General features: G+C 56.1%; 26 protein-coding genes and 1 pseudogene. 25 read left to right on the forward strand and 2 right to left on the reverse strand.

The window, feature by feature from the left end:
* Positions 1-27 precede the first annotated feature (27 nt).
* The 22 genes from BLW11_RS14330 to BLW11_RS14430 all read left to right on the forward strand — a co-directional run bounded on the left by BLW11_RS14330 (position 28) and on the right by BLW11_RS14430 (position 17,928).
* The gene (locus tag BLW11_RS14330) at positions 28-1,023 is read left to right on the forward strand and encodes a major capsid protein (protein WP_048358127.1); all 996 of its coding nucleotides are present in this window, start codon (positions 28-30) and stop codon (positions 1,021-1,023) included.
* Between the two features lie 2 nt (positions 1,024-1,025).
* Complete coding sequence (locus BLW11_RS14335; RefSeq protein WP_048358126.1) at positions 1,026-1,346, forward strand: head-tail joining protein; 321 nt, start codon at positions 1,026-1,028, stop codon at positions 1,344-1,346.
* Entirely contained in the window at positions 1,343-2,008 is a 666-nt protein-coding gene (locus BLW11_RS14340; protein WP_048358125.1) for a hypothetical protein, read from the forward strand. Before BLW11_RS14335 ends, BLW11_RS14340 begins: the two co-directional genes overlap by 4 nt.
* The gene (locus BLW11_RS14345; RefSeq protein WP_048358124.1) at positions 2,001-2,492 is read left to right on the forward strand and encodes a hypothetical protein; all 492 of its coding nucleotides are present in this window, start codon (positions 2,001-2,003) and stop codon (positions 2,490-2,492) included. The genes BLW11_RS14340 and BLW11_RS14345 overlap by 8 nt, the downstream gene beginning before the upstream one ends.
* On the forward strand, positions 2,489-3,070 hold the full coding sequence (locus tag BLW11_RS14350) for a phage baseplate assembly protein V (RefSeq protein ID WP_048358123.1): 582 nt from the start codon (positions 2,489-2,491) through the stop codon (positions 3,068-3,070). The genes BLW11_RS14345 and BLW11_RS14350 overlap by 4 nt, the downstream gene beginning before the upstream one ends.
* A gap of 55 nt (positions 3,071-3,125) precedes the next feature.
* Entirely contained in the window at positions 3,126-3,320 is a 195-nt protein-coding gene (locus tag BLW11_RS14355; protein WP_048358122.1) for a hypothetical protein, read from the forward strand.
* Between the two features lie 4 nt (positions 3,321-3,324).
* Positions 3,325-3,651, forward strand: coding sequence for a GPW/gp25 family protein (locus tag BLW11_RS14360; RefSeq protein WP_048358121.1), 327 nt, complete (start codon positions 3,325-3,327; stop codon positions 3,649-3,651).
* Positions 3,648-4,538 carry a baseplate assembly protein gene (locus BLW11_RS14365; RefSeq protein WP_048358120.1) on the forward strand — a complete coding sequence of 297 codons (891 nt, stop codon included), beginning with the start codon at positions 3,648-3,650 and terminating at the stop codon, positions 4,536-4,538. The genes BLW11_RS14360 and BLW11_RS14365 overlap by 4 nt, the downstream gene beginning before the upstream one ends.
* Positions 4,531-5,169, forward strand: a complete 639-nt coding sequence (locus tag BLW11_RS14370) for a phage tail protein I (protein WP_048358119.1) — start codon at positions 4,531-4,533, stop codon at positions 5,167-5,169. Before BLW11_RS14365 ends, BLW11_RS14370 begins: the two co-directional genes overlap by 8 nt.
* Positions 5,166-5,693: a hypothetical protein gene (locus tag BLW11_RS14375; RefSeq protein WP_048358118.1), complete on the forward strand. Its 528-nt coding sequence runs from the start codon at positions 5,166-5,168 to the stop codon at positions 5,691-5,693. Before BLW11_RS14370 ends, BLW11_RS14375 begins: the two co-directional genes overlap by 4 nt.
* On the forward strand, positions 5,674-8,511 hold the full coding sequence (locus tag BLW11_RS14380) for a hypothetical protein (protein WP_048358117.1): 2,838 nt from the start codon (positions 5,674-5,676) through the stop codon (positions 8,509-8,511). Before BLW11_RS14375 ends, BLW11_RS14380 begins: the two co-directional genes overlap by 20 nt.
* Before the next feature lie 21 nt (positions 8,512-8,532).
* Positions 8,533-9,843: a phage tail protein gene (locus tag BLW11_RS14385; protein ID WP_053069513.1), complete on the forward strand. Its 1,311-nt coding sequence runs from the start codon at positions 8,533-8,535 to the stop codon at positions 9,841-9,843.
* Positions 9,844-9,909: 66 nt separating this feature from the next.
* Entirely contained in the window at positions 9,910-11,073 is a 1,164-nt protein-coding gene (locus BLW11_RS14390) for a phage tail sheath subtilisin-like domain-containing protein (RefSeq protein ID WP_048358116.1), read from the forward strand.
* An 11-nt stretch (positions 11,074-11,084) separates the two neighbouring features.
* Positions 11,085-11,588 (forward strand): phage major tail tube protein, encoded by a 504-nt coding sequence (locus BLW11_RS14395; protein ID WP_048358115.1) that lies wholly within the window; start codon positions 11,085-11,087, stop codon positions 11,586-11,588.
* Positions 11,589-11,600: 12 nt separating this feature from the next.
* Entirely contained in the window at positions 11,601-11,918 is a 318-nt protein-coding gene (locus BLW11_RS14400) for a phage tail assembly protein (RefSeq protein ID WP_048358114.1), read from the forward strand.
* Positions 11,893-12,015: a hypothetical protein gene (locus BLW11_RS24185; RefSeq protein ID WP_254925087.1), complete on the forward strand. Its 123-nt coding sequence runs from the start codon at positions 11,893-11,895 to the stop codon at positions 12,013-12,015. The genes BLW11_RS14400 and BLW11_RS24185 overlap by 26 nt, the downstream gene beginning before the upstream one ends.
* Before the next feature lie 35 nt (positions 12,016-12,050).
* Positions 12,051-14,675, forward strand: a complete 2,625-nt coding sequence (locus BLW11_RS14405; RefSeq protein WP_048358113.1) for a phage tail tape measure protein — start codon at positions 12,051-12,053, stop codon at positions 14,673-14,675.
* Positions 14,676-14,684: 9 nt separating this feature from the next.
* Entirely contained in the window at positions 14,685-15,530 is an 846-nt protein-coding gene (locus BLW11_RS14410; protein WP_048358112.1) for a phage tail protein, read from the forward strand.
* The gene (locus BLW11_RS14415; protein WP_048358111.1) at positions 15,505-15,714 is read left to right on the forward strand and encodes a tail protein X; all 210 of its coding nucleotides are present in this window, start codon (positions 15,505-15,507) and stop codon (positions 15,712-15,714) included. The genes BLW11_RS14410 and BLW11_RS14415 overlap by 26 nt, the downstream gene beginning before the upstream one ends.
* Positions 15,715-15,782: 68 nt before the next feature.
* Entirely contained in the window at positions 15,783-16,820 is a 1,038-nt protein-coding gene (locus BLW11_RS14420; RefSeq protein WP_048358110.1) for a phage late control D family protein, read from the forward strand.
* Between the two features lie 56 nt (positions 16,821-16,876).
* Positions 16,877-17,410, forward strand: coding sequence for a glycoside hydrolase family 19 protein (locus BLW11_RS14425; protein WP_048358109.1), 534 nt, complete (start codon positions 16,877-16,879; stop codon positions 17,408-17,410).
* Positions 17,407-17,928, forward strand: coding sequence for a lysis system spanin subunit (locus BLW11_RS14430; protein WP_241486103.1), 522 nt, complete (start codon positions 17,407-17,409; stop codon positions 17,926-17,928). Before BLW11_RS14425 ends, BLW11_RS14430 begins: the two co-directional genes overlap by 4 nt.
* A gap of 325 nt (positions 17,929-18,253) precedes the next feature.
* Here BLW11_RS14430 and BLW11_RS24290 read toward each other — a convergent pair.
* A pseudogene (locus BLW11_RS24290) lies at positions 18,254-18,346 on the reverse strand (ribbon-helix-helix domain-containing protein); the annotation flags it as partial.
* A gap of 125 nt (positions 18,347-18,471) precedes the next feature.
* Here BLW11_RS24290 and BLW11_RS14440 point away from each other — a divergent pair.
* The 3 genes from BLW11_RS14440 (at position 18,472) to BLW11_RS24075 (ending at position 24,610) form a co-directional block, all read left to right on the forward strand.
* Positions 18,472-22,320, forward strand: coding sequence for a glycosyltransferase (locus tag BLW11_RS14440; protein WP_082136219.1), 3,849 nt, complete (start codon positions 18,472-18,474; stop codon positions 22,318-22,320).
* 87 nt (positions 22,321-22,407) lie between these two features.
* Positions 22,408-22,551, forward strand: a complete 144-nt coding sequence (locus BLW11_RS24295) for a type II toxin-antitoxin system RelE/ParE family toxin (RefSeq protein WP_082136218.1) — start codon at positions 22,408-22,410, stop codon at positions 22,549-22,551.
* A 748-nt stretch (positions 22,552-23,299) separates the two neighbouring features.
* Complete coding sequence (locus tag BLW11_RS24075; RefSeq protein WP_241486102.1) at positions 23,300-24,610, forward strand: HEPN domain-containing protein; 1,311 nt, start codon at positions 23,300-23,302, stop codon at positions 24,608-24,610.
* Between the two features lie 355 nt (positions 24,611-24,965).
* Here BLW11_RS24075 and BLW11_RS14465 read toward each other — a convergent pair whose 3' ends face one another.
* Positions 24,966-25,202, reverse strand: coding sequence for a hypothetical protein (locus tag BLW11_RS14465; RefSeq protein ID WP_048358106.1), 237 nt, complete (start codon positions 25,200-25,202; stop codon positions 24,966-24,968).
* Positions 25,203-25,440 lie beyond the last annotated feature (238 nt).

Here is a 25,440-nt window from a genome sequence, read left to right on the forward strand (position 1 = left end):
GGATTTTTCGTTTATGGAGAGTACCTCATGGCCGATATCGCCATTTTTGAAGACGATGCATTTAGTGTTTCGTCGTTGACTGCTGCACTCAATGATCAGGAGTATTTGCCGGGTCGTATCAGCAGCCTCGGCCTGTTCCGTGAAGAGGGCATCACCACCCTGACCGTGCAGATCGAAAAAGACGGTGACACCCTGGCATTGGTGCCAGCGGGTGAACGTGGCACTTCCGGCCTGGTGGTCGCTGGTACCAAGCGTCACATGATCCCTTTCAACACCGTGCACTTGCCGGAACGTTTCACCATCAAGGCGGACGAGATTCAGGGCATCCGTGCCTTCGGTACCCGCAGCGAGCTGCAAGCCGTGCAGGATGTGGTTAACCGGCGTCTGTCCAAGGCCCGCCGTCAGTTGGATGCGACCCACGAATTCCAGCGCATGGGGGCTTTGAACGGTCAGATCCTGGATGCCGATGGCACCACGGTCCTGCTCGATCTCTACAAGACTTTTGGCGTGACACGTAAAAAACAGTCTATGGGTCTGAACGACCAAGCGACTGATTTGCGTGTGCGCTGCTCTGAGGCTCTGGACTTGCAGGAGGATGCACTGGGTAGCATCACCAGCACTGGCTCTCGCGCATTCTGCGGCAAGAATTTCTGGAACAAGTTGGTCTCCCACACATCGGTCAAGGAAACCTACCTCAACACCATGCAGGCCGCGTCTCTGCGCGGCGATGCCCGGGAAAGCTTCGAGTTCGGTGGGATTGTCTGGGAACGCTATCGCGGCAAGGTCGCGGGCGTTTCGTTCATCCATGACGACAAGGCGCTGTTGATCCCTGAAGGCGTCCCTGATCTGTACATCTCCGTGTTCGCCCCGGCGGACTACATGGAAACGGTCAACACCCAAGGCATCCCGTACTACAGCAAGATCGAGCCGCTGCCGTTCAACAAGGGTATGGCCGGCGAAGCTCAGTCTAACCCGTTGCACATGTGCACGCGTCCCCTGGCGCAGATCCTGCTGGAGCTGTAACCGTGGGCATTCGTGATCTAGTGGCCGATATCGACAGCGTGATCTTCGACGTACTGGGCGATACCGCGCGCATCGAAGGTCGCGCCGAACCGGTGCTGGGGATGTTCTCGGCACCGTGGAAACAGCCGCAGATCGGTCGTCTCAATACCGGCCTTCGCGAGCCGCACTTTGTGGTGCGGGTCGCGGACTCGGATGGTCTGAGCAAAGGGCTACTGGTCACCATCGACTTGCCCGATCTGGACGGTGGTGGCGACTACGACCTGCTGCAGCTGGAGCCCAGCGGTGATGGGCTGGTATCGCTGATCTTGAGGAAGCGCGCATGAGCATTGGCAGCTTTAGTGAGAACAGGGCCAGCAGCGGGATGTTCAATATTCAGGTCTCGTCCGAGGACCTGAAAGCGTTTGCAGCACTTGCCACGCTGGTACCCAAAGCCGCTGCCAATGCGCAACGCCGTGCGATCAACAAAACCCTGGGCTGGCTTGCTACACATATCGCCCGGGCCGTGGGCAAGCAGGAGCGGATCGCGGTCAAGGCGGTGCGGCAGCGTTTGCGCAGCTACCCGATCGCGGGCGGTGCGATGCGCGGCAAGCTCTGGTTCGGCATCAACCCGCTGGAGGCCAGCCGGGCAGGGCGACCACGGCAGACCAAGGCCGGTGTGTCGGTGGGCAGTCGTCGCTATCGCGGCGCCTTCTACAAAAAGGTGTACGGCAATCAGGCCGATATCTGGATTCGTACCGCCAGTAAACACTTCGCCCGGGCCGACTACCCCGACAGCGAAGTCACTTCGCAGACCGGGGCCAGCTCCGGTTTTGTCGGGGAGAATAGCGACCGCTTTCCGTTGGCCAAGGCCAAGATCTCGCTCGACTCGGTGCGACCTCACTTCGAAGCCTGGAGCCGCAAGGCCGACGAGCGCCTGCTGCAGATCCTCCGGCAAGAAATGAATTTTGAATTGCAGAAATACCTGAAGGGGACGCGCCGTGTCTGAGCAGCCGTTTAGCCTCGACCTGTTGTATCAAACCATTGAACAGCATTTGCAGGAGAAACTGTTAGGTGTCCAGTTGGTCCGCTTCTGGCCTGACATCGAGCAGCATATCCCGCTGCCTGCCGTGTTTCTCGACATCGCCGAGATTGAGCCCGGTACCGATATCGGCACCGGCGAAAGCACCCTGAACGTAACCTTTGAAGCCCGGGTAATTGTCGATGTGATCCGCGACCAGCATTACCAGCAGGCCATTCACTTGGCCACGCAACTGGCGGTGTTGTTGCGCACTCAGACGTGGGGCCTGGCGGTTGAGCCTGCCGAGTTCAAGCGTTCAACGCAGGACTGGACCCGTCCGGAGCTGGATGGGTACACCGTGTGGCTGGTTGAGTGGACCCAGACGATTTACCTGGGTGAAACGGAATGGCCGTGGCCGGATGAGAAACCCGGTTCACTGGTGTTCAGCGTGGGCGATGAGGTGGACCCGTGAGCCACGCCCTTGCCGAACATGACCGCATGATCGCCGGGGTGGTCAAGAGTTGCTATGTGGTTGCTCTGGATCTGACGGTCAGGCCTCCCGTGTGTCGGGTGTCTGATGGCGAGTGGGTCAGTGCCTGGGTGCGCTGGCACAGTCAGGCGGCGGGCAAGGCGCGGCACTGGCGGGTGCCCAGCATGGGCGAGCAGGGCGCTTTGCTCAGTCCGAGCGGTGACGTTTCACAAGGCACCTTTGTGCCAGGCTTGTTTGGCGATGCCGGACCAGCGCCGGATAACCGTGATCACGTCGAGCGCTGGTTGTTCGACGATGGCGGGTCGCTGACTTATGACTGGCAGGCCCACAGTTACAGCATTGTGCTGCCGACCGGCTCGGTGGATATCAAGGTGGGTGGCTCATCCGCGAACGTTACGGATAGCGCTGTGGTGGTCACGTCCGGGACGATCGCGCTCGATGGTGACGTCACAATTTACGGCGAAGTGTTGATCAACGGCGGGTTGCGCGTAACGGGCGATATCAACGGTGGTGGAGCAATCATCGACACCAGTGGCAACACGCCAAACCACAAGCATTAAGACCAACCTTCAACTAGCCCGCTCTATGCGGGCTTTTTTCTACCTGGAGAAAACGATGACGAGCAAACCCGTCTCGATCGACAAGCCTGTAAGCCCGGTCAATTACCGAGACCGGGCCTTTATTTCTCGCGTCCTGGTGATGCCCAAGGGGCGGACGCTGCAGGTCAGCGCTCACCGCGTCGAGGGATTGGACGCCGAAGCGCAGGCCTTTCTCGATAAACACCCAGACTTAGAGCGCCTGCCGGAGTAGCCCCATGATCGGAATGGACCGCCACACTGGGCTGCCTATCTCGGGCCTTGATCACTTGCTGCAGTCCATTGAAGACATTTTGACCACGCCTCTGGGGTCTCGGCTGATGCGTCCCGAGTACGGCAGCACGATCCGCCGCTTTGTCGACTTGCCCATTTCAGAGGGTTGGAAGAGTGCGGTCCAGGCCGAAGCCGCCCGCGCCCTGAAGCGCTGGGAGCCGCGTCTGGAACTGACCCGGGTTCAAGTCGTGTCCGTGCTGAGCGGGCGTATCACCTTTCGCCTGTCGGGCACTTATCTGGGCGACAGCAAGCTATTGGACGTGACTGTATGAGCACATTGGACCTGTCCCGCTTGCCGGCACCGCTTGTGCTGGAGCCGCTGAATTTTGAGGCGTTGTATCAGGAGGCGCTGACTGACTTTCGCGCTTTGATGGGTAACAACTGGTCGGCCCCGCTGGAGTCTGAACCGGTGGTTAAGCTGCTGGAAAAGCGCGCCTACGACAAGATGATGGAACGGGCGCGGATCAATGACGCGGCCAAGGCGCTGCTGTTGGCGTTTGCCCGGGGCAGCGATGTGGATCATTTGGCGGCCAATTACAACGTCAAACGCCTGATCGTGGTCGAGGCTGATCCCATTGCCGTGCCGCCGATCGAGGCGCAATACGAGTCGGACGATTCGCTGGTCGAGCGGACCTTGCTGGCATTTGAGGGGATGTCGATCGCGGGCCCCCGGGATGCTTATGTATTTCACGCACTGTCGGCAGACGGTCGGGTGGCCGATGCCAGGGCCAGTAGCCCGAGCCCGGCCACGGTGCTGGTCAGCATCTTGAGCCGTTTGGGCAATGGTCAGGCCTCGGCGGATCTCTTGGAAAAGGTCCGAGTGGCCCTCAGCGATGAGGACGTGCGCCCGGTTGGCGATCGGCTCCTGGTGCAGTCGGCCGAGCTGATCGACTATCAAATTGAGGCGGTGTTGTACCTCTATCCGGGCCCGGAAATGGAACTGAGTCTGGCCGAGGCCAACGCTTCACTCGAACGTTATGTAAACACGCAGCGCCGTCTGGGCCGGGATATCCGTCATTCGGCCATTCATGCCGCGCTGCATGTGTCCCGGGTACAACGGGTCGAGCTGATTCACCCGGCGGCGGATGTGGTGGTGCTCGATCATCAAGCGGCCAACTGCACCAATGCCAGCGTCAGAATCGGTGGCACTGATGAGTGATTCCAGCCTGTTGCCGTTCAATCGCACGCCATTGGAACAGGCGCTTGCGCAGCTTTCTTCCGGTGACCGAACCCTAGCCAACGTGCTGCGCCAGATGCACTCGGTCGAGAACTGCCCGGCGGCTCTGCTGCCTTGGCTGGCCATCCAGCGCAGTGTCGATCGCTGGGACCCAGAGTGGTCCGAGCCCATCAAGCGCAAGGTTGTCACGGATGCGTTTGAGGTTCACAAGCGCAAGGGCACCGTAGGCGCGCTGCGCCGGGTGGTCGAGCCGTTTGCGGACATTCTGGAGATCGTCGAGTGGTACGAGCTGGAGCCGATGGGTGAACCGGGCACCTTCACCATGAGCCTGGCCCTGTTTGACAGCGGCCTGAGCGACACGGGCATTGCCGAGCTGGAGCGGATGATCAACGACACCAAGCCGCTCAGTCGGCATCTGGTGGGCCTGAGCATCACCTATAGCCCGAACGGCAGTTACTACATCGGCGCCGGTATTTCTTCGGGTGACGAGGTGACTATTTCCTCACCTGAACTGTGGTCTGACGATCTCGACCTGATCAACTTGGAGCTGTCGGCCAATGATCTCTATTACTTCGCCAACTTCGCCTTACCGGGCCTGATGAGGGTTACATGACCGAACTTTCAGACCGCCAACGGGCGGCTATCGAGATGCTGGAAACAGCCGCGCGAACGGCTCATGACATTGTTCACCAGCCTGCAGAAGTGGTCGTCGAGACGGGTTCCGGGCCTTCACCCACGTTCCTGGCACTGGCCAAGATGATCACCGACTTGACCGGTGGCCTGTTGCTGCCGCGTAAGCAGGCGATCCAGTCCGCCGGCGCAGCGCTGGCTCTGGACGTGGCTTACACCAACGGCGTGTCGTTCTTCGACGTGACACTGGATAAGCCGCAATGCGCACTTAGCTTTCTCAATACCGATGTGCCACCGGGCTACACCTGGTCATTCACCGTGCGCCTGCGTCAGGGCACCGGGGCGAACAAAGTCACATTCCCTGCCAGCGTTCACTGGTCGAGCAAGCGTCCACCGGTGCTGGCCTACGAGGCAGGCGCCGCGGACGTACTGACATTTATGTCAGACGGTAACGGTTGGTTGGGCTTTCATGATGGGAGTTGGTTCGATGCATCTGTCCCCGCTTAACAGTCGTCGCCCGGTCAGCCAGCAAACCGGCCTGAACAATGCACTCAGCATGATCGAAGGCCATCACCGTTTTCTGCGCAATAACACTGGCGACACCGACGACGCCACGCTGCAGCACTTCGCGCAAAACCTGCAGGGCGTGCTGGCCAACAACCGGCACTTTATTGCCCACTCGCAAATGGAGTATCAACCCAACGGTGACGGCACCACCGAGGGGCAGGCGCTGCATATTCTCGGCTATGCCCATGCGTATCTTGCGACCAAAGATCAGCACTTTCTGGATGCTGCAGTGTGGCACTGGGAGGCATACGAGGCGTTTTTCTACGCGGGTCAGCCGATCCCCGAAGTCCCCCAGCGGCGCATTGCCAACTGGATCGTCAACTCAAAAGAACCGGTGTTGGCCAACTGGCCGATTGATGCAGCTGACCCCACGCACAGCGGTTTCAAGGGCGTTCCTTTTGAATTCACCAGCGGCGCTTTGAGCATCCCCCACGGCGAACCGCATTGGGGTGAGTACCTGGACAAAGCCACCTTTGCATTTGACGGCGCGTTGGCCTGGGAGGCGGTCAACGCCACAGTGCAGGCGGTTAAAGAAGACGGCTCGATTGATTGGGATAAGGCGGGTAATCAGTTCGATGTGGACTGGATCATTGCCTGGACCGGGCAAAAGATTAATGCCGATGGCGACGTGCTTTCTGATGGCCACCCGCTGGAAGAACGCGGTCAGGTCCAACTCAAAAACACGGCGGTGAACGGGGAGCACAAGCTGAACTATGCCACCCGCCAACCGGTTGAGCATGGCGGCTACCTGATTCCGCGTAACGCGGTGCAGCACAACCGGCCGTTGCACGTGCCGTTGCCGGGCAGCGTCAACCAAATGGGCAACGCGGCGGACGGCGAGCAGTGGTACATGGATGCCTGCTACATGCTGTGGCGTATCACTGGTGAAACCCGCTACAAGAAGGCGATGGACGCCTGCCGTTTCACCGCCCATGAGTACACGCAGATTGACTCCAGCGACCGATTTTTTCGCCAAAGCCGCACCGAACTGACGCCTTACACAGACGGTATCGCCTACCAGTTCAGCTACCCAAGTGATGCGGCGCCCGTGATCAGCCGCGATTCGATGGGCTATATCACCGTAGATTGTGATCAGTCGGCGCAAGTCTCGCTGGAGCAGCAGGCGGTGTGGTTTCGTATCAGCAAGGACTCACTGGTGCGCACCTGTTACGGCGGTGTCGACACCTTCAATGCGCCGCTTAATGCCAAGGTCGACCTGGTGGTTTCGTCCAGCAAGGCCGAGGGAAGCGGGATCAAGTACAGCTGTGCGCTGCCCAAGTCGGTGTCGAACATTGAGGTGGTCACCCACGATATCCCGCTCAGCAGCTTTACCCGGCTGAGCAAGGATGACGGTTCCGAGTACATCATGGCCGACTTGCGCGCCGTCTCGCACTCGGACGATATCGTGTCCGAAGAAGGCTACGAGCCTGGGATTTTCGAGGGGCGCGGCGGCAACGTGGTCAGCTCGTTTTTCCCCACCGATGACGGCTGGTACAGCGTCGGACACTGGCTGTTGCCCACCGAAAAGGCGCCACTGCAGAGCATCACCTACCGCGCTGACGGCAATTTCAATCTGCGCATTGTCGATGATGACGGGTGGCGTTGGTGGTGGATGTTGCCGGCAACGGCAGGTGCCTGGGTCACGCTGGTGATCCGGCCCGAAGACGCCACGCTGTCGGGCTACCAGCCCGGTGCGGCAGATCGTCCAGAGCCAAATGCGCCGGTCTATACGGAGCTGGACGGCTTTTCAGTCCTGATGGATGAAAGTTCAGACACCAATCTGACGTTCTCGTATTACTGCATCAATGACGTCCCCCCGGCCTTTGCGGCCGAGGATGGCTACACCCTCAACTACCGGCTGACGATCAAGGGGCAAGCCAAATTCCGGGCGTTGGTGGGCGACTGCACGATCGTAAATTACCGAGATGACTCACTGGCGTACTGCCCGGGTGTGATTCCGTTTTCCAACATCTACGCCGAGGGCACGGACCAGATCGGGGCTTGGCATGGCATGCCGTACCCGGGTTATCAGTACCCGCTGATTTACTGTATCGACCCTCTCGATGAGTACGGGCCGAAGCTCAATCAGATGGTCGAGTTTCTGTATGACTCGCAGCAGTGGTACGCGCAGAAATTCGGCCAGCTTGGGCCGGGCGCGTCGGCCTATGTGTGGAACCGTTGGGACAACTACAAGTACGGGGATCCGGATTCTTGGACCATGTACCACTGGGGCTACGGCACGGCGTGGAGCGGTTATCAGCCCCGGGCAATGATGGGCGCTTGCCGGGGGTGGTACGAGCTGGTCAGTCAGGGCAGGGCGGTACCGCCAAAGCTCAAGGCCTACGCGGAAAACTGGCTGGGCTGGCTGGTCCAGTTTGTAAAAGCCTCAGGCGGCATCCTGCCCACTGACTTTCCGATGACCAGTGTGCCGCAGCCTGAACCGGATGGTTTCACCGGCCATGTGACCGGGCTGTGGTTGGCCGGTGCATGTCTGGCGGGGTTGGCAGGCTGTCAGGTGGCGGGACTGGATGATCTGATCGAAGCCTGTGTGACCGAGCTGCAGAACAACTATGTGGTGACGCCGGTACCGGGTCAGCCCATGAACGGCAGTTGGTCGCCGGCAGTACGGCTGGGCACGGACAACGGCATGTTCTTCGGCTTTTGGGCCGGCGAGATTCTGCGCGGCCTGGGCCTGTACATCCTGTACCGCAACCTTGGCCCCGGAGCGAATATCTACGGCGCTCCCATGCCAACGTAAACCACTCAATTAGGCACACTCATGGCAGAGCAAAACACGTTGTACATCGCCATGCTGACGGATGTTGGCGCGGCTCAGCAGGCCAAAGCGATCGCAAACGGCACGCCCTGGAACATCACCCACATGGGCGTTGGGGACGGTAACGGTATTACCCCGATTCCGTCGAAGCTGCAAAAGAACCTGGTTAACGAAAATTTGCGCCTCAAACTGAACCGCCTGACAGTGCGCGCCGACCGGCCGGTGATCAGTGCCGAGCTGATCCTGCCGTCAAATGTGGGCGGCTGGTGGGTGCGTGAGGTTGGTTTGTATGACTCGACCGGTGCACTGGTGGCGGTGGCCAGCTATCCGCCGACCTACAAGCCGACACTGGCTCAGGGCACCGGGCGCACCCAAGGTATTCGGCTGCAGATCCTCGTCAGCAGCACGGCGAATATCACGATTCAGGATGACCCGACGCTGGTGACAGCGACCCTCTCGACCGTGCGCGAAGAGATCGGAAAGGGCGAGGCGGGGAGTGCCGTCAAACTCAAAACGGCGCGCACTATTTCGGTATCAGGTGCAGCGACGGGCGAGGCTCAATTTGATGGGTCGGACAATGCTCAAATCGCCCTGACATTGGCTGATACGGGCATCAAGGCAGGCACCTACTCCAAGGTGACCGTGACTGCGAAGGGCTTGGTTGTTAAGGCCGAATCCTTACTGGCAGCGGATATTCCGTCGCTCGATGCCGCCAAGATCACCACTGGCACCTTGAGCCGTCCGACCTCGGCTAACGCCGGTACCGCGACCAAGCTGCAGACCGGCCGGGCGCTGACCTTTGGCGGCGCTGCCACCGGTATGGGCTGGTTCGACGGTAGCGGCGACGTCAACATCCAGCTAGCTCTGGCTGCGCTGGATGCTGGCAAATTGACCAGTGGCATTTTGCCCGTCGCTCGCGGGGGAACTGGTGGCGGCACACCGGCTGAAGCCCGGGCAGGTATCGGCGCCGGTGTGCCATCCAGTTTCTACCACGACCCGGCGGGTTACTGGTGGGATAAGGACACCGGTTTTTTTGTGCAGTGGGGAAGCCGGGCGATGGGCGATTTGCCCGGCGGCATGGTTACGACAAAGGTTGTTTTTACTTATCCGTTTGATACCAAGCCTTTTATCGTTATTCCGGTCATTACACAGTATCCCGGCGGCATTGTTTCGGCTGCTACGGTCACTTGTGCGCTGAACGAACAAAACACTACCGCTTCGGAGTGCCTGTTCAGCTTTACAGAATATGTGGGCCAGATTCAGCAATTCGGCTTTCGCTGGATCGCTGTCGGCTATCGCGTCACACCGATGTAAACACCAGTTCCAGCGCTGTACTGCAACCGCCTATAGGGCGGTTTTTTCGTTTCTATGGAGAAAACCATGAGTTCTACCGACTTCTTTCACGGCATTACCGTGTCGCTGGTCGAGACCGGCGCCCGTGTAATCGCGTTGCCTTCGTCCTCGATCATCGGCCTGGTCGATACCTTCACCCCCGGGCTGGGTCTGGTGGAGACCAACGTGCCCACCTTGCTGACCCGTGAGAGTGAAGCGGTGGCCGCGTTCGGCGCTGACTCGGCAATCACCCGGGCGTGCAAGGCGATTTTCAATCAGTCGGCAGCTGCCATCGTGGCGGTCGGTGTGCCAGCGGATACCGAGGCGGCCGTGCTGACCAGTGCGATCATCGGTGGTGTCTCGGCGGACGGCACGCGTACCGGCCTGCAGGCGCTGCTCGATGGCAAAAGCCTGTTCAACCTGCAGCCGCGGCTAGTCATTGCGCCCAAGCACAGCGCCACGGAAGCGGTGGCCACCGCGATGGACGTATTGGCCGGCAAGCTGAAGGCGATCGGCATCATCGATGGGCCCAATACCACCGATGAGGCGGCGATCGCCTACGCCGAGAACTTCGGTTCCAAGCGCCTGTTTATGGTTGATCCGGCGGTCAAGCAGTGGAGCACAGCGCTCAACGGCGACGTGTCGGTGCCGGGTTCTGCGATCGCTGCAGGCCTGTTTGCGCAGACCGATTCGCGCTTTGGTTTCTGGTCGTCGCCGTCGAACAAAGAGATTGCCGGCATCACCAGCACGGTGCGCCCAGTCGAGTACCTGGACGGTGACAAGACCTGCCGCGCTAACCTGCTCAACGGCGCCAATATCACCACCATCATCCGTGACGGGGGCTATCGCCTGTGGGGCAACCGCACCTTGTCCTCGGATGCGAAGTGGGCCTTTGTTACCCGTGTGCGCACCACCGACATGGTGATGGACGCGATTCAGGCGGGCATGAAATGGGCGGTCGACCGGGGCATCACCAAGACCTACGTCAAGGACGTAACGGAGACGATCAATGCCTTTATGCGCGACCTGAAAGCCCAGGGCGCGGTGATCAATTTCGAAGTCTACCCCGACCTTGAAAAGACCACAGCTACGCAGATCGAGCAGGGCAAGGTGTACTGGACCATCCGCTTTACCGATGTGCCGCCGGCGGAAAACCCGATTTTCCAAATTGAAGTCACGAACCAGTGGCTGACTGAAGTTCTGGAAGCCTAAGGAGGCGTTCAATGATTCCGCAAACCCTGTTTAACACCAACATGTTTGTCGCAGGCATGAGCCTGCAGGGCGACGTCCCCAGCCTGAGCCTGCCCAAGGTCACGGTAAAGACCGAGGAGTATCGCGGCGGCGGTATGGATGCCTCGGTGGCAATGGACATGGGCTTGGAAAAGCTGGAGGCCAGCTTTGCCACCAACGGTATCCGCCGTGAGGTGCTGAAGTACTTCGGCACCTTTGACCAGACCGGTTTTGACGCGTCGTTTCGCGGTGCCTTCAAGGGCCAGAAAGGTGCCACAACGGCGGTGGTGGCCACCTTGCGTGGCGGCCTGCGTGAAGTCGACCCGGGTGAGTGGTCGGCCGGTTCCAAGGCCGAGTTCAAGTACGCCGTGGACGTCACCTACTACAAGCTCGAAATCGACGGGCGCGTGATGTTTGAAATCGATCCGATCAACTGCGTGCGCGTCATTGATGGCGTGGACCAACTGGCTGACGTGCGAAACGCCCTGGGCCTCTAAGGAACAATGAACATGACTGCTACTAAAAAACTGCCAAGCTGGCTCGAACTGACGGCCGAAGGTGCCACCATCACCTTGCGCAAACCGACCGAGATCAACCAAATCCAAGTCGATCGGATCAGCCTACGCGCACCCACCGTCAAGGATGTACAGCAAGCCACCGTCCAGTCCTGCGGTGATGCTGAAAAGCGCGAGCTGATCTTGTTCGCATCCCTCACGGGGTCCGGCGACAAGGACATTAGCGCCATGACCATCGTCGACTACAACCGCCTGCAGGCCGGTTATTTTCGCCTGGTCGAAGATGATGAACCTTACGCCTACCACGATTAAAGCGGCGGCCAAGTACCTGGCCCGGGAGTTTCACTTCTCGGCCAGCGAGATCGAGGCCATGCCGTTTAACCGCATGCTGTGGTGGCTCACGGACTGAGCTGCTTCCTCCGCTACACGTAACAGGGCACTCCTATGGCAAACAACATGTCGCTCGGCTTGGTGATCGGCGGAGCGGTGAGCTCGACCGTGGGCGTTGCATTTAAGGATGTGGAAAGCCGCGTCAAAAAGCTCAGTGAGCAAGGCAAGAAAGCCCGGGTACTGCAGAGCACGATTGGCGAAACCATGCGCCTGCGTGACGAGTGGCGAAAGGCTCACGCTGCAGGTGAGAAGGGTGCGCAAGCGCTGCTGAACCGGCTGGAGCGAAACCTCGGCGTACTGCGCAAGGAAGGCGTGGAAGTCGGCCGGCTGGCTAAGGAATACGACCGCCTGGGTCGTGCCGGGCGTAGCGCTGAACTGAAGGTTAAAGGCCATAACCAAATCAGTCAGGGCAAACAGCAAGTCAAAGCCGGCGTAGCCCAGGGCGTTGTTGCGACAGGGTTGGTGGCCGCGACAAGTAAGGTCAGCGCCGATTATCAGGCGATCATCCGTGACATTGCGATCAAGGCCGGCGTGGCCCGATCGGCGCAAGAGGCCGATATGTCGCGCAGCATCATCGCGACGTCGAACGATATCGGCATGGGCCGCAACGAAGTGGCCGATGTGGTTAACCAGTTGGTCGGCGCAGGGATGGACCTTAAGCAGGCGATGGAGTTTGCGCCGGTGGCGGCCAAGTTCGTCGTGGGGCAGGGCTCGTCTGGTGTCGACACCGCCAAGATGATCCAAGCACTGCAGAGTAACGCCAATATCACCGACCCTAAGGTGCTGGAAAAGGCGCTGGAGGCGGTGGCATTCCAAGGGCAGGCGGGCAGCTTTGAAGCCAGCGACATGGCGCGCTGGTTCCCGCAACTGCTCGCAAGCATGCAGAAACAGGGCATCACCGGTATGGACGCGGTGACGCAGCTGGGGGCAATGCTCCAAGTTCAGATGAAAACTGCCGGCACCTCCGACGAAGCGGCCAACAACCTCAAAAACTGGATGGAGAAGATCGGTTCCGGTGAAGTGGTGGAAGCCTATTCAAAGGCGGGCATTGATTACCAGGGCTCGCTCAACACCGGCATTCAGGGTGGCATGTCCACGCTGGAGGCCAGTTTTGGGTTGGCCAAGCGGTACATCGAAGCCACCGACCCGAAGAAAGCCGCGAAGATGGCCGAGGCCACGGCCCAGATCAGTAAAGAGGCGAACCCGGAAAAAGCCAAGGCCATGCTCAGCAGTCTGGAGCAGGCCCTGCGCACCGGCGATATCTTTGCCGACATGCAGGTCAAGTCAGCACTGACGGCTTATGTGCAGAACAAGGCGCTGTACGAGCAGCTTAAAAACGAGGCGTCCGGAGCCTCTGGGATCTTGGACAAAAACCTGTCGGAACGGCGCGACACCTCGTCGCAAAAATGGGCCGAGACGATTCAGGCGGGCAACGACGCCATGCGCAGCGTGGGGGATGCCATTCAGCCCGTTACGGATGCGGTGGCCACCGGACTGACTACGGTGGTCAAGGGCATCACCAAACTGTCGGACGAGTCGCCCAAGCTGGTGATGGGGCTGACGGCGCTGGCCACCGGGGCCAGTGTGGTGACCAGTTTGTTGGGTGCGCTCAAGATCGGCCGGGGACTGGTCAATCTGGCCCGGGGCGGACTGGGTGGCGGTGGTGCAGATCGTGCCGGTGTGCAGTCGGTCTTTGTCACCAACGCCAAGGACGCACTGGGTGACGGGGGCGACGACGAGAAGGGGGATGCGGTCAAGTCGTTGGTCTCGGCAGGCCTCAATGCACTGATTGGCCGCAAGGACGAGGATAAGGAAGGTGAGGGCGCCTCCGATACCAAACTGGACCCGGTCGAAACCGGCCTGAAGCTGCTCGATGTCATCCGGGAGGCGAAGGGCGGAGACGATGAGGCCGGGCCTGACCACACGCAGAAGGTCTTTGTGGTCAACGCCCGGGAAATCGGTGGAGGTGGTTCGGGTGGCGGTCGCGGTGGGCGTCGATCGCGGCGCCGGGGTCCGCCACGCCCGCCGGTACCGCTACCCGTACCGCCGCGTTTGGGCGCTCGATTGATGAACGCCGTTGGCACTATCAGCAAGGCGGGGAAAGCCATCCCTGCCGGCTCGCTATTTGAGGCGGGCATCAAGGCCTTTGACACCTACACCACAGCCAAGACCGCCCAAGAGAAAGCCGAAGGCTACGGCGGTGCTGCCGGTGGCTTGGCCGGGTCGGTGGCGGGTGCAGCGGCCGGTGCGGCGATCGGCTCCGTTGTTCCGATCATTGGCACGGCGATGGGCGGGCTGGTTGGCGCGTTCCTGGGGGGCATGGGTGGCGACACCGTGGGCGGTATGTTCGGCAAAACGTCGTTTGCCAAGTCGCTGTTTGGCAGCGATGCAGAGCCGGGTGATGTGGTGCGTTCGATGAGCGCGCAGTCCGGTCGGTCACAAGCCCCGTCGCCTTTGGTGTTCAAGTCTGAATCCAAGCCTGCGCCGATCGATCAGCAGTTCACTTTTGCCCCGCATATGCCCATTACGGTGCAGGGTGATGTGAAAGACCCCGACGAGCTGATGCGCAAGCTGCAACCCATGATGCAGGGCCATTTGAATGACTTCGCCCGGCAGATGGAAGACAACGCCCGCCTGGCCAATGACCGCACGTTATACGACGCCCCACACATCGGGTAAGGAGGTGATATGCCCTATATGGAGCAGATGCAAAGCACGGTCAGTTACTTGGCCACGGCCGGTGAGGCAGGGCGGCGAAGTCTTGACGGGATGATGGGGCCGGTAAACGGGGCAATCAGTGAAATGTCCGGTGCGGCCTCGGAATTGGAGACCCTGCCGGTCATTGGTCCAATGGTTGGGGAAAAGCTGCAGCGGGTTATGCGCGGTATCAGTGCCGCACAGGCCAAAGTGGGCGCGGTGGTTGCGGTCTACAACCAAGCCACCCGCGCCGCCTCGCAGATCGAGCAGCGGCTGGAGGTTCTGGGTGATCAGGCAACCCGGGCAAAGAGCGCGATCAACCAGATTGCCGGCAAGATCAATCCTGCGTTGGGCAACATCCTGCCGACCAGCATCTTTGCCACCGACACCACCCCGGCGGTGGAAGCGGTGAAGCCGTTCCCCCACTTGCTGATCCTGCAGCCGCACAAGCACGAAGCACCGCCGTATTACTTCAATCTGGATACGGCAGCCTTTGAGGAACTGAACCGGCAGAGCGGTTTCCGCTGGGCCTCGCAAGAGCGCTTGATGCGTCGGCCGGCACAGCAGGCGGTGGGTATGGGTGACGACAAAGTCACCCTCAAGGGTTCTATCTTTCCCGGGCACCGGGGCGGCCTCAAGCAACTGGACACCCTGCGCAGCATCGGCGGGATGTTGGTGCCGCTGGGCCTGACCACGGGCTATGGCTACGTCCTGGGAGATTGGTGCCTGACCTCGATCACCGAGGATCAGAGCGCGTTCCTGCAGGGCGGAATTCCCCGCAAGCAGGGCTTTAGTTTGGAGTTCGTCCGATATGGCGAGGACCTGCAGAACGCTTGACGGCGACAAGCTCTACACCATTTGTCACAACGCCTATGGGCACCTCAACGGCAGCGTGGAGGCTGTGCTGGAAGCCAACCCCGGGTTGGCCGCCGAGCCTGAGCCGTATCGCGGCGGCTTGCTGATCGTGTTGCCGGACTTGGCGTTGGCCAGCGATGAGCAGGCCGTCCAGCTCTGGAGCTGATCGTTACGCGTAACGCGACTTAAAACCTGAGCCCCGCCTTTGTGCGGGGCTTTTTGTTGGAGCTGGATATGACGCCCGTTTTTCGCATCGTCGCCGATGGCAGCGACATCACCCGCATGATCAACGACCGGCTGTTGCTGCTGCGTACCTCGGACAAGCCCGGGATGGAATCGGACGAGTTTGAGTTGCGCATTGACGACCGCGACAGCGCCGTGACGTTGCCGTCTCGCGGTGCCTGCATCGAAATCTATCTGGGCTATGCCGGGTCGACCTTGTCCCGGGAGGGCCGCTATGTGGTCGATGAGGTCGAAGTCTCCGGCCCTCCGGACACGCTGGTGATACGTGGCAAGGCTAGCGATATGCGCGGCAGCGGCAAGACCACCCGTAGCGGTAGCTGGGAGGGCGATAGCTTGGCCACCATCGTCAGCACCGTGGCGCGGCGTAACGGCTGGGAGCCAGCCTGTACGGTGGCCACGATCGTGCCCCGGGCTGACCAGTTGGGGGAATCAGACTTCAATTTCATTACCCGGCTGGCCCGGCAGCACGACTGCACGGCCAAGGTCGCTGACGGCAAGTTGATCGTTATGCTGCGTCAGGGCGGTGTCACGGCCAGCGGCAAGACGCTGGGCGTCGTGACCATCAACAAAGCGGACGTCAGCCGCTACAGCTTTCGGCTGGGCGATCGCTCGACCCACAAGGCTGTGAGCACCAAGTACCAGGACAAAGCCACCGGCAAACTGGCGGTGGTGAATCTGAACAACGACGACGCCCCGGACGGACTGCCGCCGGTGCATACAGATCGGCATATCCACCCGAACAAGACCGCCGCCGAACAGGCCGCCAAGGCGCGTTTGGCCGCATTCAACCGCTCGACTGCAGGTGTGCGACTGGAAATGCCCGGGCGCTCTGATCTGTTCGCAGAACGGATGATCAATGCACAGGGGTTCAAGGATGGGCTCAATGGCGAGTACCTGGTGGAATCCCGGGAACAGGTATTCACCCAGTCTGGCTGGTCGACGACGATCGAGTGCAACGCCGGCAAGAAGGGAAAGGCCAAGGTCAAAGGCAAGAAGCCCGAGAAAACCCTGAAAATCGTTCAACTCTAACCCGAAAATCCCCACCCCCGGCCCGCCTTGTGCGGGCTTTTTCGTAAGGGCAACTTATGTCGATTACCCAGCAACAACTCCTGCAGATTCTCCCCAACGCCGGCCCAGTTGCCGGCGTTTTTGTGCCGGTACTCAACGCCGCGATGGTGCATTACCAGATCATTGGCCCCAAGCGCGTGGCCGCGTTTATCGCGCAGATTGGGCACGAGTCCGGCCAGCTCAAATACGTTAAGGAAATCTGGGGCCCAACGGTTGCCCAAGCCAAATACGAAGGCCGCAAAGATCTGGGCAACACCGTGGCCGGCGACGGCTCCAAGTACCGGGGGCGTGGCCTGATCCAGATCACCGGCCGGGCCAACTACATGGCCTGCGGCGAAGGGCTGGGCCTTGACCTGATCAAACAGCCCGAGCTGCTGGAAAAGCCAAAGCACGCCTGCATGTCGGCAGCATGGTTCTGGGCGACCAAGGGCCTGAGCACCTTGGCTGACGCAGGCCAGTTCGACAAGATCACCCATCGCATCAACGGTGGCCAGAATGGCGCGGCCGATCGGCAGGCACTCTATGCCCGGGCGCTCAAGGTGTTGGCGTGAACCTCGATGCGTTGAAGTGGGGCGGGGCATTGCTGCTAACGCTTGGCCTTATGGGTGGCAGTGCATGGGCTGCATGGGCGTGGCAGGCCAACGCCTACGGCCAGCAACTGGCCAAACAAGAAACCTCCCATCAAACAACCCTGACCCATCTGGCCAATGCCAACTCAGCGCTAATCATCGCGGAGCAGGGCAAGCGTCTCGCCCTGGAGCAGTTGCTGGCAGCCAGCGACCAAGCCCATTACCGAGCCCTTACTGATGAAAAAACCAAACAAATACATCTGCGTGATCGCCTTGCTACTGCTGACCTGCGGCTGTCAGCCTTACTCGCCGCAACGGATACAAACCGTTGCAGTGGAGTGCCAGCCGCCGCCGGCCCCGGCAGTGTGGTTCATGGAGCTCAGAGAGCCCAACTTGACCGAGCGCATGCTCAACGAATTATCGGCATCGTCGGCGAAGGTGATGAGGGACTGATCGCCTTGGCAGCATGTCAGGAGTATGTACGGGGAGTAGCGGGTTAGTTTACAGCGCCGCAATGAATCTATCTGCTCGAGCAGAACACGAATGATAGAAATCCCATAGGCGGTAATCCGGAAGTAGATCATGTGCTGCTCAACACAACGGCGGCGATAGTCAGGTCGAATGCTCTTACAGTCTGGAGCTTATTTCGGCTGCTCTGCCAGCACTGCAAAAGCAATTGTCAGCATGTCGATATACCGACGGGCCTGCTTGCGTATCGCCAGATCAGATCGGTTGCCGGAGTAAGACGATACTCAGCAATGTTTGCTCAATATGCTCAGTTTTAACGCTTCAGGGGCGAAGGCACGATGATAGCCTGCTGCCTTAAATTTCGGCGTTGCGCTCTTGCTCTCGGCGGATTAAATCTCGTATGTACTCGCTGTCATTGGTGTAGTGCCCGGCTTCAATCTGCGCCTTGATCCAGCCATCTTGCTAGTCAGTTAAGGCTCCTGCTCTGAGCAAAGCTAGGCGCGCTTAATTTGGTTTATACATAGAGCGAATCCCTGTAATCTTTGCCTTCCACAAAATCTCCCCTTCGGTAACCTATGAATCTCCCTGAAAAAACTATGATTGCTTTCTCTACTCGATGGGGCAGCCAGTTCGGGGGGATCAATAGTTTTAATCAGGACTTGATCGGTGCGTTTGCATCGGCTTTTTATCAGCGAATAGTAACGGTTTGCGTGGTTTTATATGCAACCGATGTTGAGATAAAAAGTGCTCTTGCTGAGCAAGTGCTTCTTGTCTCACTTGGTCGTGAGAGTGAGCATACGTTTTCGCCTGATTTGGAAGCTGCTATCTGGCAAGCGTTGCAAGTACATAAAGTCCCCACGTTAATTGATCAAACAGTGTGGTTGGGACATGACCGTATAACGGGTGCAATCGCATGCGCTGCTAGCAAAGCGCGCGGTGGAAGATCCGCCTTGATTCATCATATGAGCTACAGTCGATACGAGGCATTTGCTGAGAGTAGCGCTATTGCTAAAAAGAAAGAAGTTGAGCAAAAACAGCTATTCCTAAGTGCAGACGTAGTCTTGGCAGTAGGCCCACTTTTAGGCGATGCACTCGCAGATATACGGGATGCTTTGAGCGTGCCCGTTTTAATTCCTGGTTTGCCGGACATCATCGTTAAAACTGCACCAAGAAATTTTAAAGGTTTTATCAGTGGTAGACTTAGCGAAGATGCGAAGCGAATAAAACAGGCGCATCTAGGTGTTGCAGCTTTTGCAAGTGCGATTCGTCAAGCTGATGAAAATATGGGGCTGCCTGATGTATTGCGTGGTGAAAATGAACCTATGCTTACGCTGCGCGGTGTAGATTTTGAAAAAAGCTATTGTGGGCAACATGCGGAAGCAGAAATAGCTTTAATTAAGTTCGCTGAAGAATATGCAGGACGCGCTTTTAATTTACATGCTTTGCCGTTCACGACAGATAGACAGGAGTTATTTGATGATCTTCGGAGTGCTAGTGTAGCGATGATGCCTTCCTGGCATGAAGGTTTTGGATTGGTTGCGTGGGAAGCTATCGCGGCAGGGGTACCGCTAATCATCAGTAACAAGAGTGGCGCATTCAGGATGCTTAAGGAGTTCGAGGATGGCGTTTACCTGTCATGTGTCATGCATATAGATGTGGCTGGTAGTAGTAGCGAGCCATATTTTCTCCCAAAAGATGTTAGTAAGTTGGCTCAGGCTATAATTAGTGTTGCCAAGAACTCACCAGAGGCTCGTCAAAAAGCAGCTCGGTTACGTGAGGTTATGAGCAGCAAATTCACTTGGGCAAATTGTGCTAGACAGGTGCTCAACGCGCTCGGCTGGACGATTGAGATAGAGCAGGAAGTCTTACCTAGCACCACTGATTCACATATCCCTTCGCCCTTGCTTCCAAAACAAAATATTAATTTTCTCGAGCTTCCTAGCCCGTATTGGCGACCCGGCAGTGGATTGAGTGACAGCCGATTATTACGTGCAGAAGAAGCGATCGTGCCATTTGATCCCAAGGCAGAACCTTTCTTGGAATCGCAACTTGAATGGGCAACGTCTGTCCAACATCCCATATGTGTCAGACTTGTAACTGGGGCGGGTGGGTGCGGTAAAACTAGGCTTGCTCTAGAACTTTGTAGACGAATGATAGGTAAAGGGTGGCAAGCTGGATTTTTGACCGGAGATTGCACACCTAGCCAGATTTCGCAGCCTATCAATCTACTCACTCTGTCAGGTCAGCCATGCTGTATTGTAATTGACTACGCTGAAACTCGTCAGCCTCTACTGCTGACACTGCTTAAGTTGTTGCTAGCTAGTAAGGATGCACTAAAGGTCCGAATATTGTTGCTTGCACGTGACGGTGGCGAATGGTGGGGGGCATTATCATCGAAAGAGCCACTCTGTGAATCTCTACTAGATGGTCCTGCCAGCAGTGGTCCGTTTCCCATGCCGCAGTTGCATGATAATGAGCTTGAGCGCCAAAAAGCTTACCGTCTTGCTATACATACTTTTTCCCGTGTTTTGCAAATCAATCCGCCTGAGCATCATCCGGATCTTAAGGGAGCGCACTTTTCTCTCCCTCTTTATATTCAAATGGCTGCATTAATGGCCCTTCGTGGAGAGCGGCCAAAGTCTGCAGAAGCACTTCCCCGAGCTCTTGTTAATCATGAGAAACGTTACTGGAGTAGGGCTTTAGCAGAATTAAGTCGCGAAGGTAGTAATCTTGACCGACAAGCGGGCTATTTGATGACGCTGGCCACTTTGAGTAATGGTATCGCTACCGTACGGTCACTAGAGGACGTCTGGAAAAAAATAGGCGAGGATAAAGTATCCCTAAAGTACCTATTTAGAACTTTATCCCCGCTTTATCCCGATCGTCAGGGATTGCAAGGCTTGCGTCCAGACTTAATCGGCGAGGCTTTAGTAGCGCAGACACTACTTGGTTTCAATGGTCCAGAGTTACTCAGCATATTGCTCAACTTGGGAGGAAGTCGCGTACGACAGTCGTGCTTAACCGTGCTTGCTAGATTATTGCGTAACCGAACAGATGTTTCAGCATTGGTTGAAGACGCGCTGGTAAATAACTTTCTAAGCTGTGCAGACGACCTCGTTTCAGTATGCGTAGAAACACCGAGTCCACTGCCGCAAATTATCGAGCGTGCATTTTTAAGATTGCCAATTGCGCGTCAGTGGCAAGTGGCTGGGATTCTTAGTTCTCGCTTTAGATATGGGCTTTTTCCCTTGGCTGGGCTGGCTGTACTCGTGGCTCAAAGTATCGTAACTAAGCGAGCAGAGCAAAGGAGCAAAAAGCCAACGCTGGATGAAGCAAGAATGCATGCGGAGGCCCTGGCAGCTTTAGCTCTTGCTTTAATGCGTCAAGGCAATAATATGGATGCGTTACAAGCATCCAAGCAATGTTTAGATATTTCCCGCGAACTTGCGTTAATAAAGCCTCATGTATTCAAAGTGGATCTAGCTACTGCACTCAATAATCATGCTAATCGCCTAGCTGCACTGGGTCTAACAGAAGATGCATTAGCTATTAATGAGCAGTCTTTAAGTGTGTACCAAGAGTTAATGCTGTCTGATCCTGAGGGGGTTAAACATGAAATGGCAACCGCTCTAGGTAATTTTGCTAATTTCTCGGACGATCTTGGTTACTCGGAAGAGGCGCTGAAGGCAGCGAAGAAGGCATTAGCTATTTATCAAGAATTTCCAGAGCCAAAGTCAAAAAAACTAATGTATGACATGGCAGTATCACTAAGTAATCAAGCGACTTACTTGGTAGGTATGGGGCTTGCTGAAGATGCAGTGAAAGTTTCTAGGCAAGGATTAAAGATTGCCTTTGATTTGGAAAAAAATAAGCCTGAAAGATATAGGCCTATGCTTGCTAGCTCTATAGCTAACCACATTGTACATTTGGCTGCATATGGCGAATTTGAAGAGGCGGCGTCTAAAGCAAATGATGTTTTTACTATATTTATGGATCTTTCAAAGTATAAGCTTGAGCGATATAAGTTTGAGCAGGAAAATGCTCGAATAATGGTTTTTTTCTGGAGTTGGTTAGCCTCTGGCATACTAACAGCTCCACTGTTAAATGATGGCGTACCTGAGATAGGTGATGAGCGAAAACAGCGTAGTTTAAACTTTAGTCATTTTTTTGTAGTGGCTTGTTTGACCGGAAGTCAAGAAGCAGTTCAATGTGCTTTGGTTCAATGGGGAACATTAGATGTTTCTCAGAGGCAGTCTCATAAAGGTGCATTTTTTATAATGGCTGCAGCTTCCGAACAAAATAATAGCCCCAGTGAATCAGCTGTTAATTGGCGCGAAGAGTTTAAATGTTACCGAGATCAGTGCCAGGGGCGACTTCCTGCTTGGTTAGTTGAAGTTGCTCGAAGAAGAGGTCTGGTGTTATAAGGAAAATTAAGTTTTGTGTCTTCAGTTGCTGAGTGCTAGTCTAACTTGTAACGTTAGGCGATATGCTGTTTGAGATTAGCGCCAAAGATGCGGGGGATCGGAAGAGCGCTGTTTTTCACGTTGATTGGGCAGCGCATTGTAATCTTGCACGGTTTTATCAAAAATGCGCAGCAAATCCCTGCGGTTGATTTGAGGTTCACCCGGGCTCGAATCAAGGATGTTACTTTATGAATACGCTAAAAGCTGACGGATACTCACCAGTAGTGTTCAACCCACAAGACTATGCAGCTTGACGCAGTCAGGAAGACGCTGCATTTGCGGATGCCTATTCTGGCCTGCAAGACGAAATTACCGCTCTAGACGTGCTGTTGTAAGCGCGGAAATTCACCTGGCTCACACAGGAACGCATGGCTGTCAAACCTAAGGCGCTGGCCCGAATTGAAATGTCGTTGGCCAGCCGCAAGCACTCACCCTCGCGGGAGACGCTACGTAAATATACGCAGGCGTGCGGTAAGTCGCTAACCATTGGTATTCAATGAGGATTTATCGCGTGATTTTGGTTTGTGTTTGTTCGACAGGATGCTGGAGAGGAGGGGCATCGATTTCCGAAAAGTAGGGGCGCATATTACGTGCACTACAGAGTACAGCTTATGTCTGAGCTTAACTTAAGACTGCAGTACGTTTAATAATCCTGTGAAGTTGAATGCTCCCCTGATTGTTTAGATTTTAGATTACTCTTGTACTAAAAGATTCTCGGTAGATGAGTCTAGAGCGTAGTCGAGGTTTGAGTGGCGTTATATACGACAGATAGAACTGAAAAAAATCACTATGGGACAAGCTTGAGGTGAAAGACCTCCGGTTACTGATATTAATACGTTGAGTTAATTGAATTACGGACTCAAGCGTTTATTGTGTTGCGGCCCTGGACTGGGCCATGCACTATAATTGCACTCCCCTAATGGACTCGTAGGTTGTATTAATGGATATGCTTTCTAAAATACGAAGAGCAGCTGAAAACGATCTTGCCACATTGTTTCGGGCGAAGGAGTTGATGTCGGCGCCCAAAGCACTCAAGGAGTTAGAGCAGTGGGAGAGGTTGTATCGAGAGATCAAAACTCCCAGCGGCGGTGTGATTTACCTTTCTGATAAAGCGAATGAAAGCTTTCTGCGCTTGGTGGAAACGGTAGGTGCGAATCTGCCAAGTCGTGACTTCGTTTTATCTGACGATATTTATCAGGCATGTAAAATGGAGTTAGGCCGTATGTACGAACAGGAGGCACCTCAAAAAACAATCGCCCCCTTTCTTACCTCACTGGAGGCTGCCATGCAGAGAAAAATAATGATGCATAGGTTCTACACAACACTCGACGGATTAAGTCTCTGCGGTGTGGATCAGATGAGAATCGGTAGATTAAATGTGCAAACTCCTGACTTAGCAATACTTGAGAGTTGCGTTGCTAACGAAGCCATGATTAGTGGGACTTGGGCGCGAATGAAACGAGGCCTCTGGATTTCCGCTGAAATTACAGGGAGTAGGGGATATGCGGAGCGGCGTTTTTTCGAAGATGTAAAAGCTGCATGCGGTTTACTTGCAGTCTCGTTGACAACCGTTTTGGAGAGAGGTGGCTGCGCTGTCCGATTGACACCTAGTATGGATGGTCGAGTCAGGCCTAGTGCGGCGACGTGGTTTTCAATTGAGACACTGTCAAATGAGCTATGCACGAGTTCATCTATGAAAGGATTTCAATCAATAACCCTCGATGCTAGTCATGTCGAGGGGTTACAGACATCCGAGTGGTTCTCTGAGTTAACTAAAATCATCCAAGGGGATAGTGATAGTGACGCAGAGCATGCAGTCCGACGCGCCATTTATTGGTTCTTCGATGCACAGGCTGATACATCTGCAGAGATGCAGTTGGTGAAATTTTGGAGCTGTATTGAATGCTTCTTTTCATTTGAAAATTCGGGGGAAACCACCAGCAAAATTAAACGTGGGTTGACCGCATTACTCACGCTTGGAGACTTCGGTTTTTCCAGCTTAGAGACTTGGAGGGACCTTGAGAAAGAGATTGAGGCACTTTACGACTTACGCTCCAGAGCAGTGCACGACGCAAGGCATAGCCACGTATCAGATAGTGATATCACCAAAGTCAGCAAGTGGGCTGCCTGGGCCATCCTGGAAATTACTGGACTAATCTCGAAAGGCCACGACAGCAGAGTTAAGATCAAAGAACAGACGGATCGCCTTTCTGCAATGCTTCAAAAGCAGGGCGACGGCGTGAAGCCCTAGCTTGCTAGGGTGATGAACCTATGATTAGCTATTGGTCCTTTGCTGCCAGCCGTTTTACCTTTCGATCTAGATCTACTAGCAGCCACTCGTTAGGAGATCCATGTCAAAAATAAGAGGCGCAAATGTGCTATTCAGTTCAGGTTTTGTATCATCGATAAGGCATTTGTCTATAGCAAAATACAGCGCTGACTTATTGATTCTTATAGGACAATAAGCTCAATTTCTGGCTTCATGACGATCTGGTAATTTCTCAATATTTCAATAGGTTACATGTGTTCAACGCTCAAATTTGACATAGTACTGGGCTTGCGTGCCGGGCAATCGCCGAGGATCGGTCCGGCACGATCAGTTCGAACTACCAGCGCACGTCGACAATCACCTTCCCGGCGTTATCGATCTGGCATACCGTTTTGGTCACCTTGAAACCCTTCACTGCCATGTGACTGGTGTATGTAACCCTCCCTACGATGTTCCCTTCAGGGTCTACGACAGAATATTCATCGATATCCTCTTCTCCCATGAAGCCTTTGGTGCGAGAGCTATCGAGCTTCAGCTCTTCACCTGGGTTGAGTTTAACTTTGTCCTTTAGCATGGATCGATCCTGATCGGGTTTATATGGCCCATAAAAGTACCACACTGCCCAGAAACTAAGTATGGTTAGAGCGGCCTCGAATTTGCGCAAAACCTCCACTTCCACTACAGGCCATTGCTTAACGTTTGCATAAGTACAGAAAAGAGGATGTATTCTCACCGTCTGAATGCACTATTATCTTTTTGAAACAAATTTTTAGGTGGTTACAGTCTCCAGCATGGGGTGCTAGTGTCAGAGC

Origin of the sequence: Pseudomonas deceptionensis, assembly GCF_900106095.1 — a bacterium.
Taxonomy (GTDB): Bacteria; Pseudomonadota; Gammaproteobacteria; order Pseudomonadales; family Pseudomonadaceae; genus Aquipseudomonas; species Aquipseudomonas deceptionensis.